This window comes from Aporhodopirellula aestuarii, assembly GCF_023701485.1.
Lineage (GTDB): Bacteria > Planctomycetota > Planctomycetia > Pirellulales > Pirellulaceae > Rhodopirellula > Rhodopirellula aestuarii.
Window position 1 is genome coordinate 65192 of sequence record NZ_JAMQBK010000022.1, and the last position, 24499, is coordinate 89690.

At 57.4% G+C, this 24499-nt stretch carries 18 protein-coding genes; 12 read left to right on the forward strand and 6 right to left on the reverse strand.

The genetic code is table 11. The features are described from left to right. Positions 1-116: 116 nt before the first annotated feature. The 3 genes from NB063_RS07350 to NB063_RS07360 all read left to right on the forward strand — a co-directional run bounded on the left by NB063_RS07350 (position 117) and on the right by NB063_RS07360 (position 6757). Positions 117-3254, forward strand: coding sequence for an efflux RND transporter permease subunit (locus NB063_RS07350; RefSeq protein ID WP_250928113.1), 3138 nt, complete (start codon positions 117-119; stop codon positions 3252-3254). 230 nt (positions 3255-3484) lie between these two features. Further along, complete coding sequence (locus NB063_RS07355; protein WP_250928114.1) at positions 3485-5338, forward strand: serine/threonine-protein kinase; 1854 nt, start codon at positions 3485-3487, stop codon at positions 5336-5338. A gap of 192 nt (positions 5339-5530) precedes the next feature. Further along, positions 5531-6757 (forward strand): hypothetical protein, encoded by a 1227-nt coding sequence (locus NB063_RS07360; RefSeq protein ID WP_250928115.1) that lies wholly within the window; start codon positions 5531-5533, stop codon positions 6755-6757. A 43-nt stretch (positions 6758-6800) separates the two neighbouring features. Here NB063_RS07360 and NB063_RS07365 read toward each other — a convergent pair whose 3' ends face one another. Continuing rightward, the gene (locus NB063_RS07365) at positions 6801-7115 is read right to left on the reverse strand and encodes a DUF1294 domain-containing protein (protein WP_250928116.1); all 315 of its coding nucleotides are present in this window, start codon (positions 7113-7115) and stop codon (positions 6801-6803) included. A 47-nt stretch (positions 7116-7162) separates the two neighbouring features. Here NB063_RS07365 and NB063_RS07370 point away from each other — a divergent pair, with 47 nt between their 5' ends. After that, positions 7163-9427: an AAA domain-containing protein gene (locus NB063_RS07370; RefSeq protein WP_250928117.1), complete on the forward strand. Its 2265-nt coding sequence runs from the start codon at positions 7163-7165 to the stop codon at positions 9425-9427. 6 nt (positions 9428-9433) lie between these two features. Here NB063_RS07370 and NB063_RS07375 read toward each other — a convergent pair whose 3' ends face one another. Continuing rightward, a complete protein-coding gene (locus NB063_RS07375; RefSeq protein WP_250928118.1) occupies positions 9434-10795 on the reverse strand; it encodes a MerR family transcriptional regulator in 1362 nt (453 codons plus the stop codon). Positions 10796-11015: 220 nt separating this feature from the next. Continuing rightward, positions 11016-11537 (reverse strand): CBS domain-containing protein, encoded by a 522-nt coding sequence (locus NB063_RS07380; protein WP_250928119.1) that lies wholly within the window; start codon positions 11535-11537, stop codon positions 11016-11018. A gap of 313 nt (positions 11538-11850) precedes the next feature. Here NB063_RS07380 and NB063_RS07385 point away from each other — a divergent pair, with 313 nt between their 5' ends. The 8 genes from NB063_RS07385 (at position 11851) to NB063_RS07420 (ending at position 18450) form a co-directional block, all read left to right on the forward strand. Further along, a complete protein-coding gene (locus NB063_RS07385) occupies positions 11851-12330 on the forward strand; it encodes a hypothetical protein (RefSeq protein WP_250928120.1) in 480 nt (159 codons plus the stop codon). A gap of 163 nt (positions 12331-12493) precedes the next feature. Next, positions 12494-13246, forward strand: coding sequence for a flagellar hook-basal body protein (locus NB063_RS07390; protein WP_250928121.1), 753 nt, complete (start codon positions 12494-12496; stop codon positions 13244-13246). A 101-nt stretch (positions 13247-13347) separates the two neighbouring features. Beyond that, positions 13348-14151 (forward strand): flagellar basal-body rod protein FlgG, encoded by an 804-nt coding sequence (gene flgG / locus NB063_RS07395; RefSeq protein ID WP_250928122.1) that lies wholly within the window; start codon positions 13348-13350, stop codon positions 14149-14151. 47 nt (positions 14152-14198) lie between these two features. After that, the gene (gene flgA / locus NB063_RS07400) at positions 14199-15515 is read left to right on the forward strand and encodes a flagellar basal body P-ring formation chaperone FlgA (protein ID WP_250928123.1); all 1317 of its coding nucleotides are present in this window, start codon (positions 14199-14201) and stop codon (positions 15513-15515) included. After that, entirely contained in the window at positions 15512-16345 is an 834-nt protein-coding gene (locus NB063_RS07405; RefSeq protein WP_250928124.1) for a flagellar basal body L-ring protein FlgH, read from the forward strand. Before flgA ends, NB063_RS07405 begins: the two co-directional genes overlap by 4 nt. Before the next feature lie 77 nt (positions 16346-16422). Then, the gene (locus tag NB063_RS07410) at positions 16423-17532 is read left to right on the forward strand and encodes a flagellar basal body P-ring protein FlgI (RefSeq protein WP_250928125.1); all 1110 of its coding nucleotides are present in this window, start codon (positions 16423-16425) and stop codon (positions 17530-17532) included. Between the two features lie 9 nt (positions 17533-17541). After that, positions 17542-17898 (forward strand): rod-binding protein, encoded by a 357-nt coding sequence (locus NB063_RS07415; RefSeq protein WP_250928126.1) that lies wholly within the window; start codon positions 17542-17544, stop codon positions 17896-17898. A gap of 39 nt (positions 17899-17937) precedes the next feature. Continuing rightward, positions 17938-18450: a hypothetical protein gene (locus tag NB063_RS07420; RefSeq protein WP_250928127.1), complete on the forward strand. Its 513-nt coding sequence runs from the start codon at positions 17938-17940 to the stop codon at positions 18448-18450. 48 nt (positions 18451-18498) lie between these two features. Here NB063_RS07420 and NB063_RS07425 read toward each other — a convergent pair whose 3' ends face one another. The 3 genes from NB063_RS07425 to NB063_RS07435 form a co-directional block, all read right to left on the reverse strand. Continuing rightward, the gene (locus NB063_RS07425) at positions 18499-19023 is read right to left on the reverse strand and encodes a gamma-glutamylcyclotransferase family protein (protein WP_250928128.1); all 525 of its coding nucleotides are present in this window, start codon (positions 19021-19023) and stop codon (positions 18499-18501) included. 10 nt (positions 19024-19033) lie between these two features. Beyond that, complete coding sequence (polA, locus tag NB063_RS07430) at positions 19034-22231, reverse strand: DNA polymerase I (protein ID WP_250928129.1); 3198 nt, start codon at positions 22229-22231, stop codon at positions 19034-19036. A 425-nt stretch (positions 22232-22656) separates the two neighbouring features. Then, a complete protein-coding gene (locus tag NB063_RS07435) occupies positions 22657-24402 on the reverse strand; it encodes a hypothetical protein (protein ID WP_250928130.1) in 1746 nt (581 codons plus the stop codon). Between the last annotated feature and the right edge of the window lie 97 nt (positions 24403-24499).

A 24499-nucleotide genomic window follows, 5' to 3' on the forward strand; every position in this document is an offset into this window, starting at 1 on the left:
ATTGCATCATCAACCATCGCCCAGCGTTCGGAATCTCTGTCGCGACGTATCGCTCGTAACTCTTTGCCTGACAACCTGCATCAACTGATTTCGAACACCGACCCGGACTTACCTTCGTGCTAGAGAAATTTGTTAATCACCGAACGTTAGCCAATACGTTGATGTTGGCCTTTCTCGGTCTGGGGCTGTACGCCATTCCGGGGCTCCAGAAGGAAACGTTTCCGAACTTCGACAGCTCGGAAGTCCAGGTCTCGATGACCTACCTCGGTGCTTCGGCAGAAGACGTTGAGAAAGGAATCTGTTTGCCGATCGAGGACGCGCTGGACGGGATTCAGAACATTAAAAAGGTCACTTGCACGGCCCAAGAAGGCTCCGCGTCGGTCGTGGTCGAAATCGAAGAGGGGGCCGACGTTTCCGCCGCCTTGAACGACATCGAAACCGAAGTCGAGGCGATATCCGATTTCCCCGCGGGCGCGGAGGATCTGATTGTCACGGAATTGAATCGGACCGATTCCGTCATGACGATCACGATCAGCGGCCCGTTGGACGAAGATTCGCTAAAGGATTACTGCGAGGGTCTTAAACAACAGCTCCAACGGTTGCCCCGCGTTTCGTTGGTTGAGATCCAAGGTTTTTCGGATCGCCAGTTTCGTATTGAGTTGCACGATGACGCGTTGCAGCGTCTCGGGCTGTCGGCTGAAGTGGTCGCCCAAGCCGTACTTAGTCAAAACTTGGATGTCCCGGTCGGCACGATCGAATCGGATTATGAAGACTTGCTGCTGCGAGTGGTGGAACAAAAACAAACCCCACAGGACATCGAGAACATTGTCATTCACGGCGTGACCGGTCGCTCGGAAGTCCGCATCGGCGACATCGGACGCGTCGTCGACAGCTTCGCCGATGCCGAGCAGATGGCTTGGATCGATGGCGAGCGAGCCGGCATCATCCAAATCAATAAAACGCGTTCTCAAGACACCACCAAAATCGCTGAGGTGGTTCGCGAGTTCATTGAAAAGGAACAACAGCGACAGCCCAAACTGCGCATCGCCATTACGAACGATGGCTCTGAACTGATCATGGAGCGTCTGACTCTGTTGGCAAAGAACGCTTGGCAGGGTGTCGTTTTGGTATTCCTAGTGATGTGGCTGTTTTTTAATCTGCGGCTTTCATTTTGGGTCGTGATGAGTTTGCCAGTCTCGTTCATGGGTGCGTTCTTCGTGCTGCCTTTGATCGGCCAAACTCTGAACATGATGTCCTCGGTCGCCATTTTGATGGCGACGGGCATCTTGATGGATGACGGGATCGTAATCGCCGAAAACATCGCGCGTCATGTTTCGATGGGAAAGGACTCAATGCGTGCCGCGGTCGACGGCGTCAAAGAAGTTGCCGGTGGCGTGGTTTCATCGTTTCTGACAACGTGCTGCGTGCTGGGACCGTTGTTCATGCTAGAGGGGCACATTGGAAAGGTGCTGCGTCTGATTCCCATGGTGCTACTGACGACGTTGATCGTCAGTCTCGTCGAAGCGTTTCTGATCCTCCCAGCTCACTTGGGACATTCGTTGGTGCACGCCGGATCTGCCCCATCGCATGGAATTCGCCGCAAGATTGACGACGGAGTGGACTGGGTTCGAGAAAGCGTTTTCGGTCGCTTAATCGACTTGGCGATTCGGTGGCGGTATCTAACGGTTGGCTTGACGATCGCCACCTTCATCATGTCGTTAGCGATGGTCGCCGGCGGGCTCGTCAATTTCTTGCCCTTTCCGAATCTCGAAGGGGACACGGTTGAAGCCCGCATTCTGATGCCGCAAGGCACGCCGCTTGCCAAGACCATTGAGGTGGTCCGGCACATCAACGAGGCCGCCGCTCGGACCAACGCGAGGTTTCCTGATCAACCCGATGGCGAGTCTTTGGTGCAATCGGTGATGTCCAAATTCAATGAGAACAGTGACGCGGGCGAATCCGGTCCACACGTGGCGACGGTATCGATCCGAATGCTGCAACCAGATGAGCGAAACACGAAGACGGCAGAGTTCATCAGGGCGATGCGGGAAGAAGTTGGAAGCGTCCCCAATGCGATCTCCGTCACGATCGCCGAAGCAACCATGGGACCGGCGGGTCGCGCGGTGGAAGTGCCGTTTAAGTGCGACGATTTGCATATGGCCCAGTCAGCCGCGGTCGAGACACAACAGTGGATGCAGCAATTCCGGGGCGTACACAACTTCAACGTCAGCCTGCGACCAGGCAAACAAGAAAACCGTTTGCACTTGAAGCCCGATGCGGTTGCGCTCGGATTGAACGTGCAAGCAATGGCGAGTCAATTAAGCACGGCGTTCCAGGGAGCCAAGATCAGCGACATTCAAGCAGGCATCGATCAATACGAAATCAACGTGCAGCTTGCCCCCAGCAGTCGCGATACGTTGGAGTCGTTTCTCGACTTCCAATTCATTCTTTCTGGTGGCGTGCGGGTCCCATTGCAATCGGTCGCCGACTTAGAAACCACGTATGGATGGTCGAAAATCTCACGTGTTGACGGATGGCGGACGGTGACTTTGATCGCCGACACCGATACCAACGTGGTCAATACGACCAATTTGATGCGTGAGTTTCAAGCCGAACTGATGCCTAAACTCGTTTCCAAATACAACGACTTGAAGATCACGCTGGGCGGCGAAGCGGAACGATCCAGCGAAACGGGTTCATCGATGGCGGCGTTATTCCTGATGGGATTGTTTGGCGTCTACGCGATCTTGTGTTTTCAATTTGAGAGCTGGTTAGAACCGCTGATCGTGATGGCAGCGATCCCGATGTCGTTGATCGGCATGATCTTCGGCCATATGGGAATGGGCATGGACATCTGCATGCCCAGCCTGATCGGATTTGTGTCGTTGGCTGGTATTGTGGTCAATGACAGTATCCTGCTGGTGTTGTTTTTGAAACAGGAACGGGCGGAAGGAAAACCGAGTCACGAGTCCGCGCGGAGCGCTAGCCGGCTTCGATTCCGAGCGATCATGCTTACCAGCATGACGACGATGGTCGGGTTGTTGCCATTGACGCTGGAAAAAAGCACGCAGGCTCAAGTGCTAATCCCGACAGCGGTCTCGATTGTGTTTGGTTTGTTCGCATCGACCATCTTGGTATTGATCGTCGTACCATGCCTCTACGTCGTCTTGTGCGATTTAGGATGGATTCAACGGGATGACCACGACATCACTCCCGCAAGCCCCGGCGGGGACGTCAGCCAAGAGGGATCGTGAGCGATCCAAGAATCCGTCGCCCCTAGTCGACGACACGCGTGGAGTCTCTTCGGGCGTCCATGGAAAATATGGTCGGTATCACGCCGGTTGCGTGGACGGTTGCGAGAGTTTGATTCGATCGGGGTTGCCTGCTACCATCCTCTCGCGGTGATTCGAATTCTTCGACTGCGCGACGCGGCATTTTCCACAATGATTCACCAAGATTGCTTGCCCCCTGAGACGCTCGCCCTATGAACCCATCTGACCCCGCGTCGCGTTCGCATCCACTCGAGGAAACGATCGAGCAAGCGGTGACTGACGGGACCACCCCCAACGCAACCGGTAACGGTGGTCAGGGTTTTGAAGCCGGCAGTCTCGCTCTGCCAATGACGCTCGGACGGTACGAGCTATTCAAACTGTTGGGCAAAGGAGGCATGGGCGCGGTCTATCAGGCCCGCGACACGCTGCTCGGCCGCGACGTCGCGATCAAGGTGCCCAAGTTCGGCCCCGGTGTGCCCGACCAACTCGTCAAACGATTTCATCGTGAAGCAAGGGCCGCAGCGAGCCTTTCGCACCCTAATCTGTGCCCAGTGTTTGATGTCGGACGCGAAGGCGAGATTGACTTTATCGCGATGGCGTTCATCAACGGTCGACCGCTCTCGGACTATACCCGCGGCGACAAAGCGATCTCACCTGCGGCGGCGGCCCGTCTGATTCGCAAGGTGGCGTTGGCGATGCACGAGGCCCATCAAAGCGGCATCATGCATCGAGATTTGAAACCCGCCAACATCATGGTCGACAATCGCAAAGAACCGATCGTAATGGACTTCGGTCTGGCATGCTCCGTCGAAGCGGGTGACGAATCTCGATTGACGCAAGACGGCGCATTGCTCGGGTCCCCCGGTTACATGTCGCCCGAACAACTGACCGGGCGTGCGGCGGACGTGGGGCCGCATTCGGATGTCTATTCGCTCGGCGTCGTGCTTTATGAGATGTTGGCCGGGCGTTTGCCCTTCGAGGACGCCGGTTCCACGATCGCGATGATCGGACAAATCCTATCACTCGATCCGCCTAGCGTGGCAACCTTTTGCCCCGGCTTAGACACTCGACTCGCCGAAATCTGCGAACGTGCGATGGCAAAGTCCGTCGACGAGCGTTACGCAACGATGTCGGAATTCGCAGCCGATTTAACTCAGTACATTAAATCACCCGCGGGCAAGCCCGCCTCGAATCAACCTTCAGCGGGTTCGGAAAAGGTGCCGCCTACCGCTGCAAAGCCGCCGCAGCAATCGAAACCGACGCCCGCGACCAAAACGACCAACGGGACTAGCAACAACAAAGCGGCAGCTGCGACCAAAATGCAGTTGGCCAACCAGCCAACCAAGCCGGGTGTGCGACCGGCTGGCAAGACGCCGTCGAAGGAACATGACGTTCTTCATGATTCGATGTTCGATTCGCTGCCCGAGATTGCGGCACCAACAGCGACCGCCGCGTTCAAGGGCTCGGCCACTGCAGCCCAACCCCGTGGGCCCTCAACCGCCAAAGGGATCTCGCGTTCGAAAAAACGATTGATCACCGCCATCGCGGGCGGACTCACATTATGCCTAGTGGTCGTGGGCGTTGCGGTCACCATGTTTCCCGGTAACGCGCCGCAACCGGAATCGGTCAGCAACGCGAACACGCCGTCCCAACAGAGAGATGGGGCACGATCCGGGGGAGCAACAGTAGACAACAACGAACGCCTGGGCAACCAACGGCGACCGCGATTTGACGACTTACCCCGCGATGCCATGGGACGAGGCATTCCGCCTGAGCGAATGCTCGACTTCGATGCCGACGGCGATGGAATGGTCGCCATCGATGAACTGCCTGAACCAGCACGCGAGCTCATGAGTATGGCCGACCAAAACCAAGACGGCTTCATCGATCAAGGCGAAATCGAGCGGATGCCCAACCCTGGTGGGTTTACTGCTCAGGAACCATCGACAAGCGCCCCGCCAATGGGTCCGCGGGAAAGATTCTTGGACGGCGAATCACCACGACCGGGACGCCGCCCCGGTCGAGGCCAACCCGCCGGCAATGATTTCGGTCCGCCCCTGCGTTGATCTCAATCTGTGTAAGTCGGCGCATGACCTCTCACCCCATCGGGCTCGTTGCACTGGCAAATCAAACGCAAAACCACCCGTTCGCCGAGCGTGTTTTTTGATCATACACACGCGAGAGCGACGGCGTGTCGTGTATAACTGCACGAGGCAGGCTCCTCTCCCACCAACCCAAATCTCGCACGGGTTTCGGCAATGGCGGACGCACTCGGCAGTGAATCTCCACACAACGCGACATCCACTCGCAACTCGCGACGTCAGGCAACGCGTTTTACCGATGCACGGCGAAAACGCTGCGAAGCGTTCGATATCGATTTGAAAGCGATGCCGCAAACCGTTCGTGACGCTTGGTCGTGCGATTCACCACTCGTAGCCATCGTTTGCAGCCGAGTGGGACATGATGCGCGGCGACACCGAACCATGTCACAACAAATCGCTGCGTCGCTGCAACAGATCAAACGTGACAACGCGACCTTGCTGATCGCTGACCACACCGCGATCGATCCCTGGGTCACTCATGCGGCCGACGTCTTCCATGTGCCCTCGATTCGGATTGAGAAGACCGATGAACGCGACCGATTGATGATTGCTATGGCTGATCGTGTCGACGCGGTTTACGTCCGACCGGGAGGAAAAGTGACGGCGATGCTGAGGCAACGTGCGGCGATCCAGTCGGGAATCGTACAGATTGCGATCGACAACTCTGGCCAACAGCGGGCCCTGGAGTGGGACTTGCTCGGCGCCGGCGCAGTCGGAAGGTACCTTCCCGAGAATGCGTCTGACAAACCAGCATTCGTCAGTTCCGATGACACGCCCCCGTTCCCCACGATGGACGCTGTCGACTGGGCATCGTACCTCGTCCACTGCACGCGATCGGTCTCGGGGCCGTGGCCGGGGCAAACTTGGGACCAATATCGAGACGACTTGTTACTCGCTGATCCCCAGTCCGCGTCTCGAGATGCGATCGACGCATTGTGTCGCATCGTTCGCAAGCAACGCTTGGTCGCTGGTGCAATTACGTCGCGGCGCACCACGCCGGTTGTCTGTCTGTCCGCGGTGCCGCTGCCTGAACTGCTCGCCCGGCGAACCTACCGCAGCCACTTGCATCGCTGGGATTATGAACCGTTCGGCATCGCGATTCGACGTGACGCGGCCATCCGATTCGGCATCGAACCGGTAATCTACGGAGACCGGGATTTGGAGAATCGACTGACCGATCGCGAGCGATTTCGATTTCAAGCCACCGGAAAAACTCACGACTGGACCGCTGAACAGGAATGGCGATCGGCGTCGGATATCGATCTGAGCCGATTCGACACCAACGACGTGTGCATCTTCGTCCCCGACCAAACTGCCGCCGCGAGAGCCGCCAGCGTGAATTGCGGCCGATGGCAAATCGTCGTGACGGATGCTTGCGTCTAACCGGCGACGTTTCACGTCCGCGGCATATGCAACCAGTGGGCGGTTAGCGGGTGAACCAGAGGACGGCGGCGACCGTCATGATGTTCAATACCACTGCCATCCAAAATTGAATCCGGAACGATCGTTTTTGCGTTTTGTGACGGAACTTCTGCGACGCCCACCACGCGCCCGGCCAACCGCCCAGCAAAGAGGCGAGCAACAGAGTCCGCTCTGGGACGCGAGAATGGACGGTTCCTGCGGAGCGGTCGCTATCGTCCCGACCGTTCCTTTTGGCCGCTCGTTTGTCCCACCAATACAAAACAATCGCCACAGCACTGGCGAGAATCATTTCAGCGGCGATGATAGGCAGATAAGTCATGGGCACCGAGTCCATTTTTCGTTTCAGTTTACGCCCGGACTCATCGCATGTCGGCACGTTCTCGTAAAGGTCGATCCACAGCCGTGGACACGCCCAAGTCCAAACGATCCTCTGGGAAAGCTGGAAAAGCTCACGGCAACCACGCCTCAGGACACGAAGTCCGGTTAGGCAAATCATCCGACTCCTTTGGCGACGGCATCATTAGCGGCAAATTGGGTAAAAAAAAGAAATCTGCGAAAAACGCCAAAATCGCCGACGCTTCCGAGTCACAACCGCGTTCTGCACCCTATCCGCATGGTTTGCCAACCGATCGTCCGCTCGACGTCAACGATTATTTCGACCAACTGCACCTGTGGCTCGACCTCGAAGCGGAAGCCGAACGGGCTCGTCTGGCCCGCCTGCGTCAAATCCGTTCGCAACGCGATGTCGAGAGCACCGGCCAAGCGATCGTGGGTCTCGACCTAGTCGACTATCACACCGGATTGGCGGGGCGGTACCTCTTGGATCTCGCCAAGCCATCGGGACAGGAACTGCCCATGAACCGATTGAAGGTCGGTTCCCCCGTGGTGCTGTCCAACGACGCGGACCCTTCCGACGAAGGGATTCCGGGTGTGGTCAGCCATCGCAAGAATTATCAAATCCAAATCGCCACAGACATCTTTCCTGACCCCGACGCGCAGAACGCGAAAACCGGAAAGGCGAGCAAACACAAACGAGCCTCGATCGGCGAAATTCGCTACCGGCTCGACCTTTCACCCGACGAAACCACTCGCAAACGGCAACTCGCTGCGATGGCAAAAGCACGAGGCGAACGGGGGCGGGGCGGACGACTGCGTGACGTACTGCTCGGTATCGAAGCGCCACGATTCGACGGCAAGAAGATCGATGCTTTGCCCTTAGCAGAAGAAACCATCGCCGAAGAGCGCGCCGAGATCAAATTCCGCACGGAACTCAATCCACCGCAAAAAGACGCAGTCGCCTTCGCGTTGCTCGCCGACGATTTTGCGATCATTCACGGACCACCCGGAACCGGCAAAACGACCACCCTCGCGGAAGTGATCGCGCAAGCGGTCGATCGCGGCGAACGCGTCCTCGCCTGTGCGGCCAGCAACACGGCCGTCGATAATTTGCTCGAACGGCTTGAGCGTTTGGTCCCCTATGTGGTTCGAGTGGGCCATCCCGCTCGTGTTTTTGAGCACCTGCGTGAACTCACGCTCGATGGGCAAGTCGACAAGGATCCTTCGAGCGCGGTGATCAAAGACCTCCGCCGTGAGCTCGAACAATTGTTGCGATTCGCACAGCGGGACAGCCGCAACGTTGACCGACGGTCCCGCGGCGAGCTTTTTGCCGAAGCCGGCCGAATCCGGGGCCAGATCCGGTCGCTCGAACGGTCCATCGTGCGTGGCGTGCTCGACCGCGCTGACGTGATTTGCACGACGACGACAATCGACGAAGAACTGCTCGGTGACGAGCGTTTCGATTTGATCGTGATCGACGAAGCCTGCCAGAGCACCGAAGGCGGGATGTGGCAAGCGATCCTACGAGCCGACCGGCTGATCATTGCCGGCGACCACTGCCAATTGCCGCCGACCGTGCTCAGCGACGAGGCGGCCGCGATCGGGATGCGTGATTCTCTGATGCAACGATTGGTACATCGATTCGGTGAATCGGTCTATCGGCGACTGACGGTGCAGTACCGGATGCACGAATCGATCATGCGGTTCAGCAGCGATCATTTCTATGAAGGCTCGCTGGTCGCCGACGCTTCCGTCCGTTCACACTTGCTCTGCGACTTAGGCGACGTGGACGCATCGCCGCTGACTGAAACACCGCTGTTGTGGATCGATACCGCCGGCGCGGGCATGGAAGAACAACTCGAACCAGACGGGCAAAGCAAGCTGAATCCGGGTGAAGCAAACATCATTATCGAGTTGGTTCGCCAACTCCAAGAAGCCGGGATTGAGGGACACGAAATCGCGATCATTGCTCCCTACGCCGCCCAGGTCCGCTTGCTTCGATCGCGGCTCGATTTGGACGGATTGGAAATCGATACCGTCGACGGATTCCAAGGTCGCGAGAAGGAAGTCGTGTTACTCACGATGGTACGCAGCAATCCCGAGGGAATCATCGGCTTCCTCGCCGATCAACGCCGCAGCAACGTGGCGATGACGCGAGCCAAACGCAAACTGATCATGGTCGGCGACAGCGCGACGCTGTGTAGCCATGACTTCTACGCCGATGTGCTGAAGTATTTCGAAGAGGCGGGAGCCTATCAAAGCGTCTTCGAATTCCAGACGCTGATTCCTGAATAGAGAACCTCAGAACGGCACGCCGTCGGATTCCAATCGTCCGCGAGCCTCATCGGCCCACGGGCTGCCCGGGGCGAGTTGCAAGAATCGCCGCCAATGCTGTTCCGCCTCGATCGGCCGATCGAGTTGATCGAGCAATTTCGCGAGGTTGTACTGCACGTCGGGATAGTCGTCGTGCAGCGCGAGCGTTCCACGATACGCGGCAACGGCCAATTCCAATTGACCGGTCTCGGCCAACACACCCGCGAGACTCGATCGGGCTTCGACAAAATCTGGATCGATTTCAATCGCGGCGTAGTAACGCTCCCGAGCCGCGATCACTTCGCCCATCCGATACAACAACTCACCGATCTGGAAGTGCCAGTCCGCCCGCACGCCTTCGCGAGCCAACAAGGCGTGATAGCAATCCACCGCGAATGCCAAGTCGCCTTCGTCTTCCGCCTCGTACGCGGACAACAGCAGATCGTCTTCGCTTTCCCCGTCGTCATAATCCGAGTCCGCAGGCGGGAACACCAACGCATTCGATTCCCGCGGATCAGGAAACCGAATCGACACCGTCGGTTCAGACTCCGCGTCCGCTGCATCGTCGGAAGCGTCTGCCTGTCCGAGAAGATCAAAATCGAATCGCAATTGACCGCCCGGTTCAATCAGTCCTTCACCTTGCCGCAACAAAACATGTTTGCCTTCGACCAAGATCGACAATTGATCGAGAGGTCGCCGCAAGTCAGGAACGATCTCGATCAACTGCAGCAACCGCCGCTCGATCGCCTCCGGGCTGGCGCCGGATGCCACCCAAGCCGCTAATCGTCGCGCCGTGGCGACCTCTTGGAAATCAAAGTACGGCAACCGATGCAGCGTCCGGACAGGTTTGATTAATCCACGACGATGCCACCGGCGGATCACGTGGACCGACACGCCCAGCAAGTGGGCCAACATCGCTGGCGTATGCAGTTTGCGGATTGAGTGTTCGCCATCGACGAGTCCCAATCGATGCCATAAATCCGTCTCGTGCAAGATTTGTAGCTGACCGACCTGGCCACGCCGCCGGGTTGCCTCCTCGATCAACTCCGCTTCGGCCAGTGGTGACTCCTCCGCACCGATCACGATCCAATCAACCGCCGCCGATTCCGATTCGACCACAACGGCACCATATGACCGCAACAGATTCGACGCTTCGCGACGATTCATTCCTCCGAGCCGGCCAACGATCGTGATCCGCCGCCCCCGCACGCCGTCGTCATCCTGATCCGTATCGTCTAGGTCGGCGGGGTCTGAATCGATATCATCCTCGAGTGCGACGTCATCGTCGTCGAACGCGAGAGTGCCCGCCTCGTCGAGATCATCGTTGTCATCGGGATCGAAATCGTTCATGCCGCATATCGTAACAATTTCCCAAAGGCTCGACAGGCTTCCAACTTTTGTACACGTTGGCGGTGTCACCCCACCGCGGCTTGCTTCCTACTCGGCATTTGAGCTTAAAGAACGCGATGCTGGACAAAACCGCAATCGATACGATCGCAGTGAACACGAAAAAACGGCCGGCACCTCGAAGGACACCGGCCGCTTGGGGAAAACGATCTTACGATCTTGGTTACACGCGACGTTCTTCACTCGATAGGATTGCACTGAAGAACAATCCTGACGCGGTATTCGTCTTTTTCGGTGCATTGAGGTGACTGCGGACCGCCCGCATCACATCCCGGCGCGAAATTTGGCCCCGCAATCGGCCCTGCTCGTCGAGCACGGGCAATCGGCGACAGGCCGCATTCAGGAAGGTTTGCGCGATCGTCAACAAATCCGTTTCCTCGGTGATGGTCGGTGGGTCGGCATCGATTAACGAGACCACGTCCGTGCTTGGCATCCCATCGTAGGCCATCGAGACGACAAAACGCATGCAGGATTTCTCTGAGAAGATCCCCAGGAACTTGCCATCTTCATTGACCACGGGGGCACCGGAAATTCGATTGCGTAGCAACACGTCGAGGGCTTCGAGGGCGTCCATCGTGGGTTCCAGCGTGATCAAATTTCGAACCATCATCTCACGGGCCGTGACCGCTGGCATCGCCGAGGGGTCCATAACGGGGAGGTGAGCGCTGCCCATAGTCTTTGTCATCATCTGTCTCCAAAGCGTGGAAGATACGAGAAGAGGCACGCTCCGGCGAACCGGTGTGCCATTGAAGAGTGCCGTGCGGATGTCACCAATCTGATACGTATAGACCACCTCAGTCAAGAAACTTTCTTGGGTAATTCAGCCTCACGGGCTTAACATGCTGGAGTTGCAAAGTTAGCCGTTTTTTTCACAATCTCGGTATGACCTCGCTTTTTGCGAGCAAATCCGTCACAACAGGGGCACGCCAGTTGGCAAAACCGATACAAGTGACTGATTATGTGAAACATGTCACGAACCGATCTTTGGAGAGAACAGAATGCTCGGTCGATGGGTGGAATTCGAATTTGATTGTCTGCCGCTGCGCAGTGTTGGTCGCCTCGATGTGCCGTTGGACGCGTCGCCTGCGTACGAAGCCTTCGTACTCCGGCTCAAGGCTGCCGTGGCAAAACATGGCATGCACAACACGTACTACTTGCATCATGCCGTCTGCCGGTACCACTTGACCAACGACCCCAAAAACGGTCGCGTCGAATTCGCGGTCGAGGGTGTCGTGCTCACGGGCGAGAACGATCTCAAGACGCGGGGAGTCGATCTCACGATCACACTCGACAAAGAAACCTGCCCCTGGCTCAACGAACCGGCGGTCGAGTTCTTAGCCGAATCGGTCAAACACGCGGTAGCCACTGAATTCGATCGTTACATCCTCGCTGGTGATCTCACCAAGACCAAGGAACGCATCGCCGCCATGCAAGAACAAATCGAAAAAGGCGAAGGCTTCCAGGCCATGTATTTGTGAGGTCGAGAAGCGGCGATCAGCAGGTCCCCGCCCGTCTCACCGACGCCATTCGCCTCTAAACAGCCAGCTAAAATTCCTCTCTTCCGCTGCCCCGGCATTTTTTCGTATCCACTTGAGCGTGACTTTCATTTTTTCATCACGCCAAGCTTGAACCGGTGGCACTATGCCTTACGGGGTTTATCTTTCGGCGGCCGGGGCGCAGGCTCAAAGCCACCGACTTCAACAGGTCAGCAATAACCTTGCCAACGTCGACACTCCCGGTTTCAAACCGAGCGAGACGATTCTGCAGGCACGTTTTTCCGAGTTGATCGAACAGGGCGTGGTTTCTCCGGGCCACGGGGGAGCCGATGATCTCGGCGGCGGGGTCACGATCCAACCGGAACAAACCCAGTTTAAAGTGGGTGCGATCCGCACCACCGGCCGCGAGACCGACTTTGCCATCCACGACAAAGACAGCTTCTTTGTTCTCCAACGCGGCGACCAACAACTTCTCTCACGGGCAGGCGACTTCCTCTTCGACAGCACCGGGAAACTCGTCAACTCGGGTGGTGACGCGGTCCTCGGCAGCGACGGAACCCCCATCCAAATCGATCCAAAAAAGCCCTTCCAGGTCGGCCCCGAAGGCCGCATCCATCAAGCCGGAGTTTCACGCGAGATGATGCTCGCCCGGCCTAAGAACCTGGGCGATCTGGCGAACGTCGGTGGCAATCTGTTTCGACCTCTCGCCGAGTTTGATCTTGCCCCGCCGGGCCAAAGAAACGTAATAGCCGGTTCATTGGAACAATCCGCCGTCAGCCCCACGGGCACGATGATGGAGATGATCGAGACGACGCGCGCCTTCGAGGCCAACGTTCAAATGATCCGGAATCAAGACAGTGTGATGGGCAGCCTGATCGGTCGGGTGCTCAAGAGTTAGTAGTGAGTAGGCATTCGCCCTCTCGCAGCAGAACGACGCGGATTTGCCTCCGCGACGCATGTCTGCATCGTGACGAAATCAATTAACGAGGAATCGGTCTCATGAGTGTTCAAACGCTTTACACCGCCGCCACCGGCATGGAGGCGATGCAGACGAAGCTCGACGTCATCGCCAACAACCTCGCTAACATTAACACGACCGGTTTCAAGAAAGACCGCGCGAACTTTGAGGACCTGCTGTACCGCACCGAGGTCTATCCGGGCATCCAAGACGCCACCCAAACTCCGACCGCGGTGGGCACGCAAGTCGGGCTGGGTGTTCGTGTCACCAGCACGCAAACCGACCACGCCCAAGGCACACTGCAACAAACCGGACGGGACCTCGATGTTGCCATCGAAGGCAGTGGCTTTTTCAAAGTCGTCGATCCGTCGAGCCAAGACAATATGTACACGCGGGCGGGCAACTTCGACATTAACGCCAACGGCCAGCTCGTCATCGGATCGGCACAAACCGGACGTCTGCTCGATCCGCCGATCACGATTCCCGCCGACGCCACCGCCATCGTGATCAACGCCAACGGCGAGGTTCTGGTTCGCCAACCGGGGCAAACGGAACTGTCTAACCAAGGCCAACTGCAACTCGCCAGCTTCATCAACCCGGATGGATTGCTCAAAGTCGGCGAGAACATGTACACGCTCACCGACGCCTCCGGCCCCGAACAACTCAACAACCCGGGCACCGATGGCCTCGGCGTCCTCCGCCAAGGGAACCTGGAAGCGTCAAACGTCGAACCGGTCCAAGAGTTGATCGACCTGATCACGACCCAGCGTGCGTTTGAATTGAACAGCCAGGCGGTCCAGGCGGGCGATCAAATCATGCAAAACATCTCGAACCTCCGACGATAATTCAGTTGATACTTTCTTGCAGCCCAACGACGCTCCCCGCCACGCTCATGTCGCATGAGTCCGTGATCGTTCGGATTGCCGCCATGCTGCTCGCCGCGTGCACGTTGCTAAACGGCACGCGATCGATCGCCCAACAAACGATCGATGACGAGATGGTTACGCCGCTGTATTCCTCTCATCGCGGTTCCATTTCGCTGGTGCCCAACGTCGCACCGGAGTCCAGCGACACGTCACCCCGTGTCGGTATGATCGACGAAAACACGAAATGGCAATTTGTATCGCGGGAATCGATCACTCTCCACGGTTCGCTCATTCGCTTAAAAGACGTGATCCGTCCGCTCGAGCCCAATTTGGTCGCCTGGCAACGTCTGGCTGATTCGACGATCGGATTGATGCCGGTTGATGGCAGCGACGCCAAAATCTCCCGTGATCGCTTGGCTCAACTGATTGCCCGCGCCGAAGCAACGCCCAGCCGCATTAAAATTTACGGCCCCGAAACCATCGTCGTCCGACAATCATCGGCTCCGCTCACAGCGAACGCTCCCAAGATCATTCGCACCGGCTACTCGTCCGAACAAGGCTCCGCGAGCGTCGAGATCGAGCCGATGTCCGGTTCCGAAACAATCGATGATGCGGACATCGATCACGAACTCGTCGAACGTTTGCAACAGTACGTGCTGGCCACGATCCGGAATCAATTTCGCGATATCTATGAGAGTTTCGAAATTGAAATCACGTTCGATCCCGAACAGCTCGACCAACTCAAAGAAACCCAAGGCGTTCGTCATTTGAGTTTTGTCGATGAGGTTCCCGCATGGTCTCACGAAATGGTCGATCCGGTCGTCGTCCGCGCCCGCATCCACGGCCGAGCCGTCCGAGAAGATTGCAAAGGAATCGCTAACCTGACGCTCAAACCGTATCCCGGTGTCGTGACGGCACGACAATCATTGCAACGCGGGCAACGCGTGTCGGCGGGTGACCTGCATTATCAACCGTACTCTAACAAAGGCATCTCGTTGCCTGCCGACGTTGTGCGTCGTCCCGAAGACATCATTGACATGGAAGTCGTCGGGTTGATCCGAGGCGGCGTGCCACTGTCTCAAAGCGGTTTTGCGCCACCGCGAGTGATTCGCCGCGGCGACCTGCTTGAGGTCCAGGTCGGTGGAGGAGGGATTCGCGTCACCACCGCTGCCAAATCGCTATCCGACGGAGCCATCGGTGACCTGATCGAGATTGAAACGCTCAGTCCGAAACGCCGTCTACTGGCGAAAGTCGTTCATTCGTCTCTCGTCGAAATCATGACGCAAGCTCCTCATGTGCGAGCCGAACCATCGTCCAATTCCAGCGGGGCGACACAACGATGAAACAATTAGCGATGACGCTGCTTGTCCTGTTCGCGGCTACTACCTCGATCGCGTTGCCAACCGCATGGGGGCAGAACTCCTCGCTATTGCACGCGCCGCCACCAGAGATGATTCCCGCACCAACGCCAGTCAACCCGAACGCTGCCGGCGCCGCTGCCAACAACGCGGGTACGGCCAACGAGCGTTCGGTCGTACCTCCCGAATACGCTGGTCGCCCAACACAATCGCCAATGCGAAACGTGTCTCCCGTGGGTCTGCCCAATCACAATCCCGCGGTGGGACTGCGTGGTGTGAGCTGGACGTATCAACAAGCGCCGCCTCTGAGACAATTTCACATCCAGGACATTGTGACGATCCGGGTTGACGAAATCACTCGAATGCAAGCGGAAGGTGAATCTGAAAAACGCCGCACTTCCGTTTTCTCCGCCGTCCTCTCCGATTGGGTCAAACTCACCATGCGGGGTTTCATTCCTGACCCGCAAGACGACGGAGACCCGACGGTCGCGGCGAACTCGAAATCGAATTTTACTGCCGAAGCGAGCGTCGAGTCTCGCGAGTCGCTGACGTTCAACGTCGCCGCGCGGATCGTGGACATCCGCCCCAACGGAAACCTCGTACTCGAAGCCCGCAAGAAATTTCGGCACAACGATAACTTGTGGGAAACCTCCTTATCGGGGATTTGCCGAGCCCAAGACATCGGACCAGACAACGTCATCCTCAGCAAAGATCTCATCGACCTCGAGATTCACAAAGAAGATCGCGGTCAACTACGCGACGATTACTCGCGTGGTTGGTTTCAAAAAGCGATAGACCGGATCAAGCCGTTCTAGCATCCGCCGACTGAATCTCGCTACCGTCCCGAACACCTCCATCCTTCCGCGGCCTCACCTCATTCCTCCGGTTTTCCATGTTCATTCGGCTTGCTCTCTGCATCGGCGTCCTCCTCGCGACTGCGTCGACACTCCGCGCCGGCGGCATGAAGCTGGGTGATCTGTGTCGGCTCAAAGGACAAGAGACCAATACGCTCCAAGGCCTCGGCTTAGTCGTCGGACTCCGCGGCACCGGCGATGGGGACTCCGCTCCGACTTCGCGCGCCCTCGCCCGGATGATGCAGTTGATGGGTGGTCCGATGTCAGTCGACTCCGTCGGCAATCTCAACCTGACCGATGTCGAGGACGCTAAAAACGTTGCGATGGTGTTTGTCACCGCGAAACTTCCGCCCGTAGGTGCCCAACAGGGCGACGTGCTCGATGTAAGCGTCAACGCGATCAGCGCCAAGAGTCTCGACGGCGGTTACCTCATGCTCACGCCAATGCTCGGCCCGCGTGCGGACAACCCGACCGTGTACGCAATGGCTCAAGGTCGACTTTCGCTTTCACCCGACGCCCCCGCCACCACGGCCACCATCCAAGGCGGCATGAAGATGGAAGCCAACGTCCGCGCATCGTACGTCAAGGACAGCAAAATCACGCTCATCATTGATCGCGACTTTGCCGATTTCAATACCGCCCAAAGGATCGAAGACGAGATCAATTCGCTGACCTCATTGACGATGGGCAATCCTGATCACTCGCGTTTAACGGGCGCGTCACGCCGGTCCGGTTCTGTCAGTGGCCAAACGCAAGCCAAGGCGATCGACCAACTGCACGTCGAAGTCTTGATTCCGGCCTTGTACAAAGACAATCCGATCAAATTCATTTCGTTCTTGCTTAACATTCCCATCCAGCTCGCCAACCGCAGCAAACGGGTCGTCATCAACGAAGCCGACGGGGTCGTCGTGATCGGGGATGACGTCGAGATCGCTCCCGTTTTGGTAACGCACCGTAATCTGCGGATCGAGGCTGGCGGCGGTGGCGGGTTCGTCGAACTCGGTCCTGACGGCACTCCGTCTGCGGCCAAACTGAAATCACTCGCCGATGCGCTCGGTGCTCTCGACGTTCCGACGGAAGATTTGATCGCCATCATCAAAACGCTTAAGGCGAAAGGTGACTTGTACGGCGAAGTGATTTTTAGGTAATACCAAACTATGATCCCATCCACATCAACGACACCGCTGCCCTCCACCACCGGACCGCGCATGCCTTACGAGTTGCTCGCCGACAAGAGCAGCACGGGCAACAAACTCGCCGAGGACACAAACACAACCGGTTCCGAACCGATGCGGGAAGCGTTCAGCGATTTCGTTGGGCAGACGCTGTTCGGCAGCATGCTCGCGACGATGCGAGAAGGCGTCGGCAAAGCCGCGTATTTCGATGGCGGTCGGGCAGAAGAAGTTTTCCAACAACAGCTCGATCAGAAGTTAGTCGAAGAGATTTCCGATGCATCAGCGAGTTCTTTCGTTGATCCCATGTTTGATCTATTCCAACTCCAACGACGCGGCTAATTCGCCACGTTTGAGCCTCCATCCAACCAACCTCCGATCATGAATACACCCCAACCTGCCGATCAACCGCAATCGCTGATATGGCGAGAACGCGTGGCCCAATATGTTGACGAGATTTCGGAAGTCGCTGAAACGATCGACTTGATCTTGGATGAGACCCGGATCCGAACCGTGGGTCTGCGTCCAAACGAAGTCGATGCGTCGACCGCTCAACTCGTCGTCGCGATCACCGATCTCGAAAAGATGGTTGAAAAACGCGATCATCTTCTACGCGCCGAAGACGCTCCGCCAAAGGGCCTGAGCTTGTCCGAAAAGCTGCTCTCGACGCGTAAAATCGACGACGCACGACTCGCCCGTCGCTGTGGTGAAGTCGCCGAAATGATCGCAACCACGCATCAACGCGCGACGGCACTGTTCGTCTGCCAATACCACCTCTCCGAATTCCAACGCGATGTTCTGCAGCGTCTGGCGGGAGCGTCGGCACCTCAAACGTACAACCGTTCGGGACAAAAACCGAAACCGACCAGCGGATTGTTCAACGAAGCCGCTTAACCACCGTCGGCAGCTACTCGAGTACGCTGCCGGTTGGACGGCGATTGTTCAACCGCCAGCGATTCGGATACCAAGTCCATCCGTTTGATCCACCTGAAATCCGGCTGCCCATTGTCGCAGCCGAGCCTGGTAATCAAGCGGCAGACCGTGTTCGGCGGCGCCACGGAGAACGTGGTCGACGTACCACGCCGCCGGCCTCATCGATGAATCGATCATCGTGGGCAACGCCTCATACAGAAACACGCGATGCCGTTCACTTCCATCGATCAGGTGAACGTCGACGGCCGTAGCGTTGTAACCGACTCCCAATGACTCGCACCGATCCAGTGTTGCGCGGTCGCGCAAGTGGCAACGGTAAACGACGCCGTAGAGAAGATCACCTTCGTCACCGGTCCAATGAGCGTCGGCCTTGGAAGTTCCGTCTTGACCGATTTTGTGAAATCGCAATCGCCGTCCGATCACATAGCCTGCGGCAATCACAACCGCACTCGGACATCGCTGACGGAGCCGCAACGTCGACATGTTGGAGCCGTACGCGAAGTGATCGAAGTAGTCTTTCCTAAAATCGTTCACGCATCCGCCCTCAACAATCTGCCCAAGTCGGACCGGACGCCACGTCGACCTTCAGCGGCACGTCGAGCTGCATCACTCCGGTCATCGCCTCGACAATCATTTTCGTCAACGGCTCGACTTCGTCGGCGGGCGTCTCGAGCAACAATTCGTCGTGAATCTGTAGCAGTAGCCGAGCCTGCAAATCGCTCTGAGCCAACCGCTCATGAACACGCAACATCGCGAGTTTGATCAGGTCCGCGGCCGTCCCCTGGATCGGCATGTTGATCGCGATGCGTTCCGCCTCCGTCAAACTCCGACGTTTCGTTTCGGGCAGTTTCGACAGATCACGCACGCCTTGAATCTCTCGCCGTCGACCGAGCATCGTTGAGACGTAACCCTCGGTGCGGCAGCGGGCGAGCGTATCCATCATGAATGCTTCCACTCCTGAGTAACGCTGGAAATACTGCTCGATGTAATCGCGAGCCTGATCTTTGGAGATGGCGAGCGTTTTGGCTAAACCAAACGGACTTTGACCGTAGACGATTCCAAAGTTGATCGTCTTGGCAATCCGTCGCAGATCGCTGGTCACGTCCTCTTCCGCAATGTCGTTGACTTCCGCGGCCACGCGGGTGTGAATGTCGGCATCTTCGCGATACGCCCTCAACAACGCTTCGTCGCCGCTGTAGTGGGCCAAGACCCGCAGTTCGATTTGCGAGTAGTCAGCCCCGAGCAACACCCAACCCGGGTCACTCGCGGTGAACGCACCCCGGATCGCTTTGCCCTGTTCCGTCCGAATCGGAATGTTTTGCAGGTTTGGCTCGCTGCTGCTCAGCCGCCCCGTCGCGGCCACATCCTGACGAAACGATGTGTGCACCCTTCCCGTCTTCTCACAGATCAACTGCGGCAACGCATCGATGTACGTATTCTTGAGTTTGGTCGCTTGACGGTACTGCAGCAGGTGCTTTGCAACGTCGTGATTCACGGCGAGTTGTGAAAGCACATCGGCATCGGTGCTGATGCCCGTCTTGGTCTTTTTGATCACTGGCAAACCGAGTTCTTCAAACAAGACGACGGCAAGCTGTTTGGGACTGTCGAGGTTGAACTGTCGTCCCGCGGCGGCAAACACAACCGCTTGCAAGTCGGCGATCTCCTTTTCAAACCGCCCGCTCATTTCCGCGAGGGTTTCCGCATCGACGCGGATCCCGTTGGTTTCCATCTCGATCAAGACTTCAATCAAAGGCATCTCGAGCGTACGGTAAAGCTCACCAAGCGATACGTCGTCGAGTTCCTGATTGAGCGTCTCGGCGAGCCTCAAAGGCACGTCGACGTCTTCGCACGCGTACGGAGAAACTTCGTCGACCGGAACTTCATCCATCCGGATTTGTTTCTTGCCGGTGCCGATCAGTTCCTTGATCGACGTCGTCGTGTGATTGAGTCGGCGGCGGGATAGGTCATCGAGCGTGTGATTGCGACCACCTGGATTGAGCAGGTAATCGGCAACCATCGTATCCGTTTCGATCCCACCGAGTTTGACACCGGAGATGCGATCGCCATCGGCATTGTCAGGGCGTGGTTTACCCGCCGCTGAACGAAGGACGATCGCATCAAATTTGATGTTGTGCCCGACCTTCTTAATCTCAGATGACTCAAAGACATCCCGCAAGGTTTCGATCACCAGCGTTTCTTCGAGTGTGGGTTCCCCCATCGGTGCCCGGATCGGGATATAAGCCGCTTTCCCGGAATCCCAGGCAATCGAGATACCAACCAAATCACAACCGCGTGCATGCGTGCTGGTGGTTTCGGTATCGACAGCGATGAGTTTCTGTTTGGCGAGCAATTCCGCGAGTTCGGTCAGCTGCTCCGGCGTCGTGATCGTTTGGTATTGCGTCGTCCATTGTGATTCGACCGGTTCGCTCTCACCGTCGCCCAATATCTCCGCCGCACGGCTGCGTAGTCTGCGAAAGCCGAACTCCTGCAACAACGCGTCGACACGCGAAAGGTCAGCCGCACTGCGGACGCATCGGCTCCATGGGATCGGGGAATCGACGTCTTTGCGGAGGGCGACGAGTTCGCGACTGAGCAACGCTTTCTCACGACCTTCCATGAGGTTCTGCTTGCGTTTCTTACCGGTCATTTTGTCGGCGTTGTCCAACACGTTTTCGAGCGTGTCGTACTGTTCGAGCAAGCTCTGTGCGAGCTTCGGTCCGATCAACGCAATCCCGGGAACGTTGTCGACCGGATCGCCAACGAGAGATTGATAATCCACTACTTGATCGGGACGCACGCCCCACAATTCCCACAACTTCACCGCGTCAATGATCTCATCCTTACGCAGGTTGTAGATCTGTGTCTTCTCGGTGATCAATTGCCGGCAATCCTTGTCGCTCGTTACGACGAGGCATCTTCCACCGGCCGCTTCGACCTTGGCCGCAACCGTGGCAAGCAGATCATCGGCTTCGAAGCCAGACTCCTCCATGATGCCGATCCCCATTGCGTCGACCGCTTGCCGGATTAACGGAATTTGTTGCCGCAATTCATCGGGCATCGAATCACGGTTGGCTTTGTATTGCGGGAACAACTGATTGCGGAACGTGATCTCGCTCTTGTCGAATGTGGCAATCAAGTAGTCAGGATTCTTACGCGCGATCAGCTCGAGCATGTCACCGACAAATCCGTACACCGCGGCAACCGGCAACCCACCGGTGCTGGTCATCGGCGGCAACGCGTGGAAGACCTGGTAGATCAATGAATGCGAATCGATGACCACGACGAGTTTGTCGGTCAAATCCGGAGTCGGCTCGCCTTCGGTCGGTTCAATCGGACGGCGAAGGATTTGGGGCAGCGATTCATCCGAGATCCCGACGGCGGCGTGGCGTTCACGACGCTCCACTGCGTTTTCCTTCACGCGTTTTTCGCGAACCCGCATCGTCGCGGGCTGGTTGTCCTCGGGGGCCACATCCGACATCGACGGCGGCACAGCGGCCGATGGTGTGGCTTCTTCGGGGGTTGATTCTTCGATAGTTGGCTCTGCGGCCGCTGGCGCACTCACCTCTTTTGATTCGTCGGATGTCACCGACTCGGTTGGCTCGACGTTTTCAGCTATTTCGGCTGCGGCATCGACGTCGGGTGGTGCCGCCGCCTCGGTCGGTTCGGCGATTCCGCTGTCCTCCTCGAACCCGCTGAGCAACATCTGGTCGTTCGTTTTTGGCGCGGATCGGGATTTGGCCATCAGGGCAGCGTATCGGATGAGGATCGGGAGCAGCGTGCCGGACGAGGAAAAGCCTCACGCAGACGACACGTCGGGGGACTGTCCCATCAGGGGGAACCAATCGCACTCACCACGAACATGCAGATATTCGGGCGTTCCCACCGAACGACGCCGAAAATATCGGCGGAACAACGGCGAGGTGGCAATTGCGGGACATCACCTAGTCTGCCCGCAATCGGTATCTCAGGCAACGGTAGGCGGCCCGATATTGCGTTCCCTCTCGAGCCGCATTCGCATCGAAACGCCTGCGGTAGCTTGCACGGTTATCCGACGTCAGCCGGCCGTTGATCGGGGTGTGGCCCGTGAGCCCCCTGGATCATGAACCGCAGTCATCACAGAAAGTACCGCGAGAGATCGCTTGGTCGTCCCTCAATGCTCTTGCCACTCTAACGTTTGATTTGAAAATCAACCGTTGATTGGCCGTACTTCTTGCCGTTGACGTCTTCCATCGTTAGACGCAACTGGTAATTGCCCGGTTCGATCGAATCGGGGAGGTACATCTGGTAGGCGATGAAATAGTCACGCAGCCGATTTTTTGAGATCTGCTGATCTTCGGGTAGCGTTTGGCTCGATACACGTCGGCCATTTTGGTCGAGCAAATCGTAACTGCCTTGCAGCCTTGTTTCGAATCCACCCTCAACCGATTGGGCGACAAAGTTCTCGATCTCGCAATACAGAATGACTTCTTGACCGGCGGCAAAACGCCGACTCGGGAATGGCTTGATCTGTCCGTACGATTCGATCTCGGTACAAAATTCGAGTGAGCGAACTTCTAACGAATTGCTCGCTGCGGCAAGATACCCGGTCGCTTTGCGAATCTCAGGCAGTGCCGAACTAAAGCGATGCGACGGTACCGGATGCCCCTTGGGATCAATGATCGTCCAAAGGCCGAGCAATTGATGACGTAGGTATTCTTGCTCTTCGTTGGACAGTCCTTCGAGGTTATCGACCGCACGATCGGGATCGCCCGCAAGAACCATCAAGTGGCGAGCAACGACTTGTCGTCGGTGTCGATCGGCTTCGCTTTCGCCCGGCACCTTCTTTTGCAGACGGGCGACCAAAGCGTCGAACATTTCCGCGTCCGTCATGTCCGCCGGAGAGAAAGCCGGCGGCGTGCTGGTGGCCGCGGTACTTGCGATCGGTGGCTGAATCACGGCGAGCGAAACATTTTCGTCAGCCTTGTAGGCCGAATCGGCCACGTCAACATTGGCCACATCCATTGCACCTTCCTCGGGTAAATCGGAAAGCGTCTCATGGGCCGCCGTGTGAATCGCAGACGACCCGTCTTCACGCATCGATGCGACTGCGGAAACGGTTTTAACGTCGGGTCTGCTCTCTGGAGAGGACGCGGTATTAGCTGCCGAAGCGGGACCACCACCGATCCGAGTTGGGCTGACGCCGCGGTCGACGACTTCCTCAGGAAGTTCTGGCAAGGAATCAAACGATGCCGCCAATGCCTCTTCGATGCCACGCGGGCGTGTCGATGGACGGGCCCGTTTTCGCGACATGGCGATTAGCCGAGCGATCGCAGCTTTTTGTATTTCTGGCGGTGCGTCTCGCAACGCACTCATCAATTCGGTGACGTCGACACCGTCATACCCGTCGGGCAGATCGAGCGAGGTGTCTGACAAGGATGGTTTGGTGCCCGTCTTTGCCGGCGACACATTTGCGGCTTGAGCGATGTTCTGGGCGAACATGTCCGGGTCGACTTCGCGACGCACTTCGACCTGTTGCTCAGCCTGCTTCGCCGGCGTGGATTGATTGGTCTGGTGTGAAACCTGACGAACTTGGGCTGAACGACCTGTTTGCGGTGTCGCGAGTCGCTGTTCGACGGGCTCGATCTCCGTTTCAGGAACGGCGTTTTCGCTCGTCACGCTGATTTGGTTGGCGTTCGCTTGGCCCCGCGTCGCTGCCTGGGCACTCATCTCGGCAGGTCCTCCGAGCGAGGGTCCGTGCATCGAGGGCGCCGAATTGTCCATCGTCCGGCGACTCGCCAGAGGAGAGAACATCCGACCTTGGCTACACCCGCCGAGCGTCGAGATCACGGTGAGACCAAAGGCGCCCGCAAGCACGGGACCAAATGAATTGCAGAAAAATCGTCGACGTAGTGGGCGAAATTCGATCGCGTGCATGACGAATAACCTTGCGAATAATGTCGCGAGAGGGACAGTGCCCGGGTGTGTGGAACAGCCCGTGGTCCGTCGACGCTACAAAATTCACCAGTCCCGC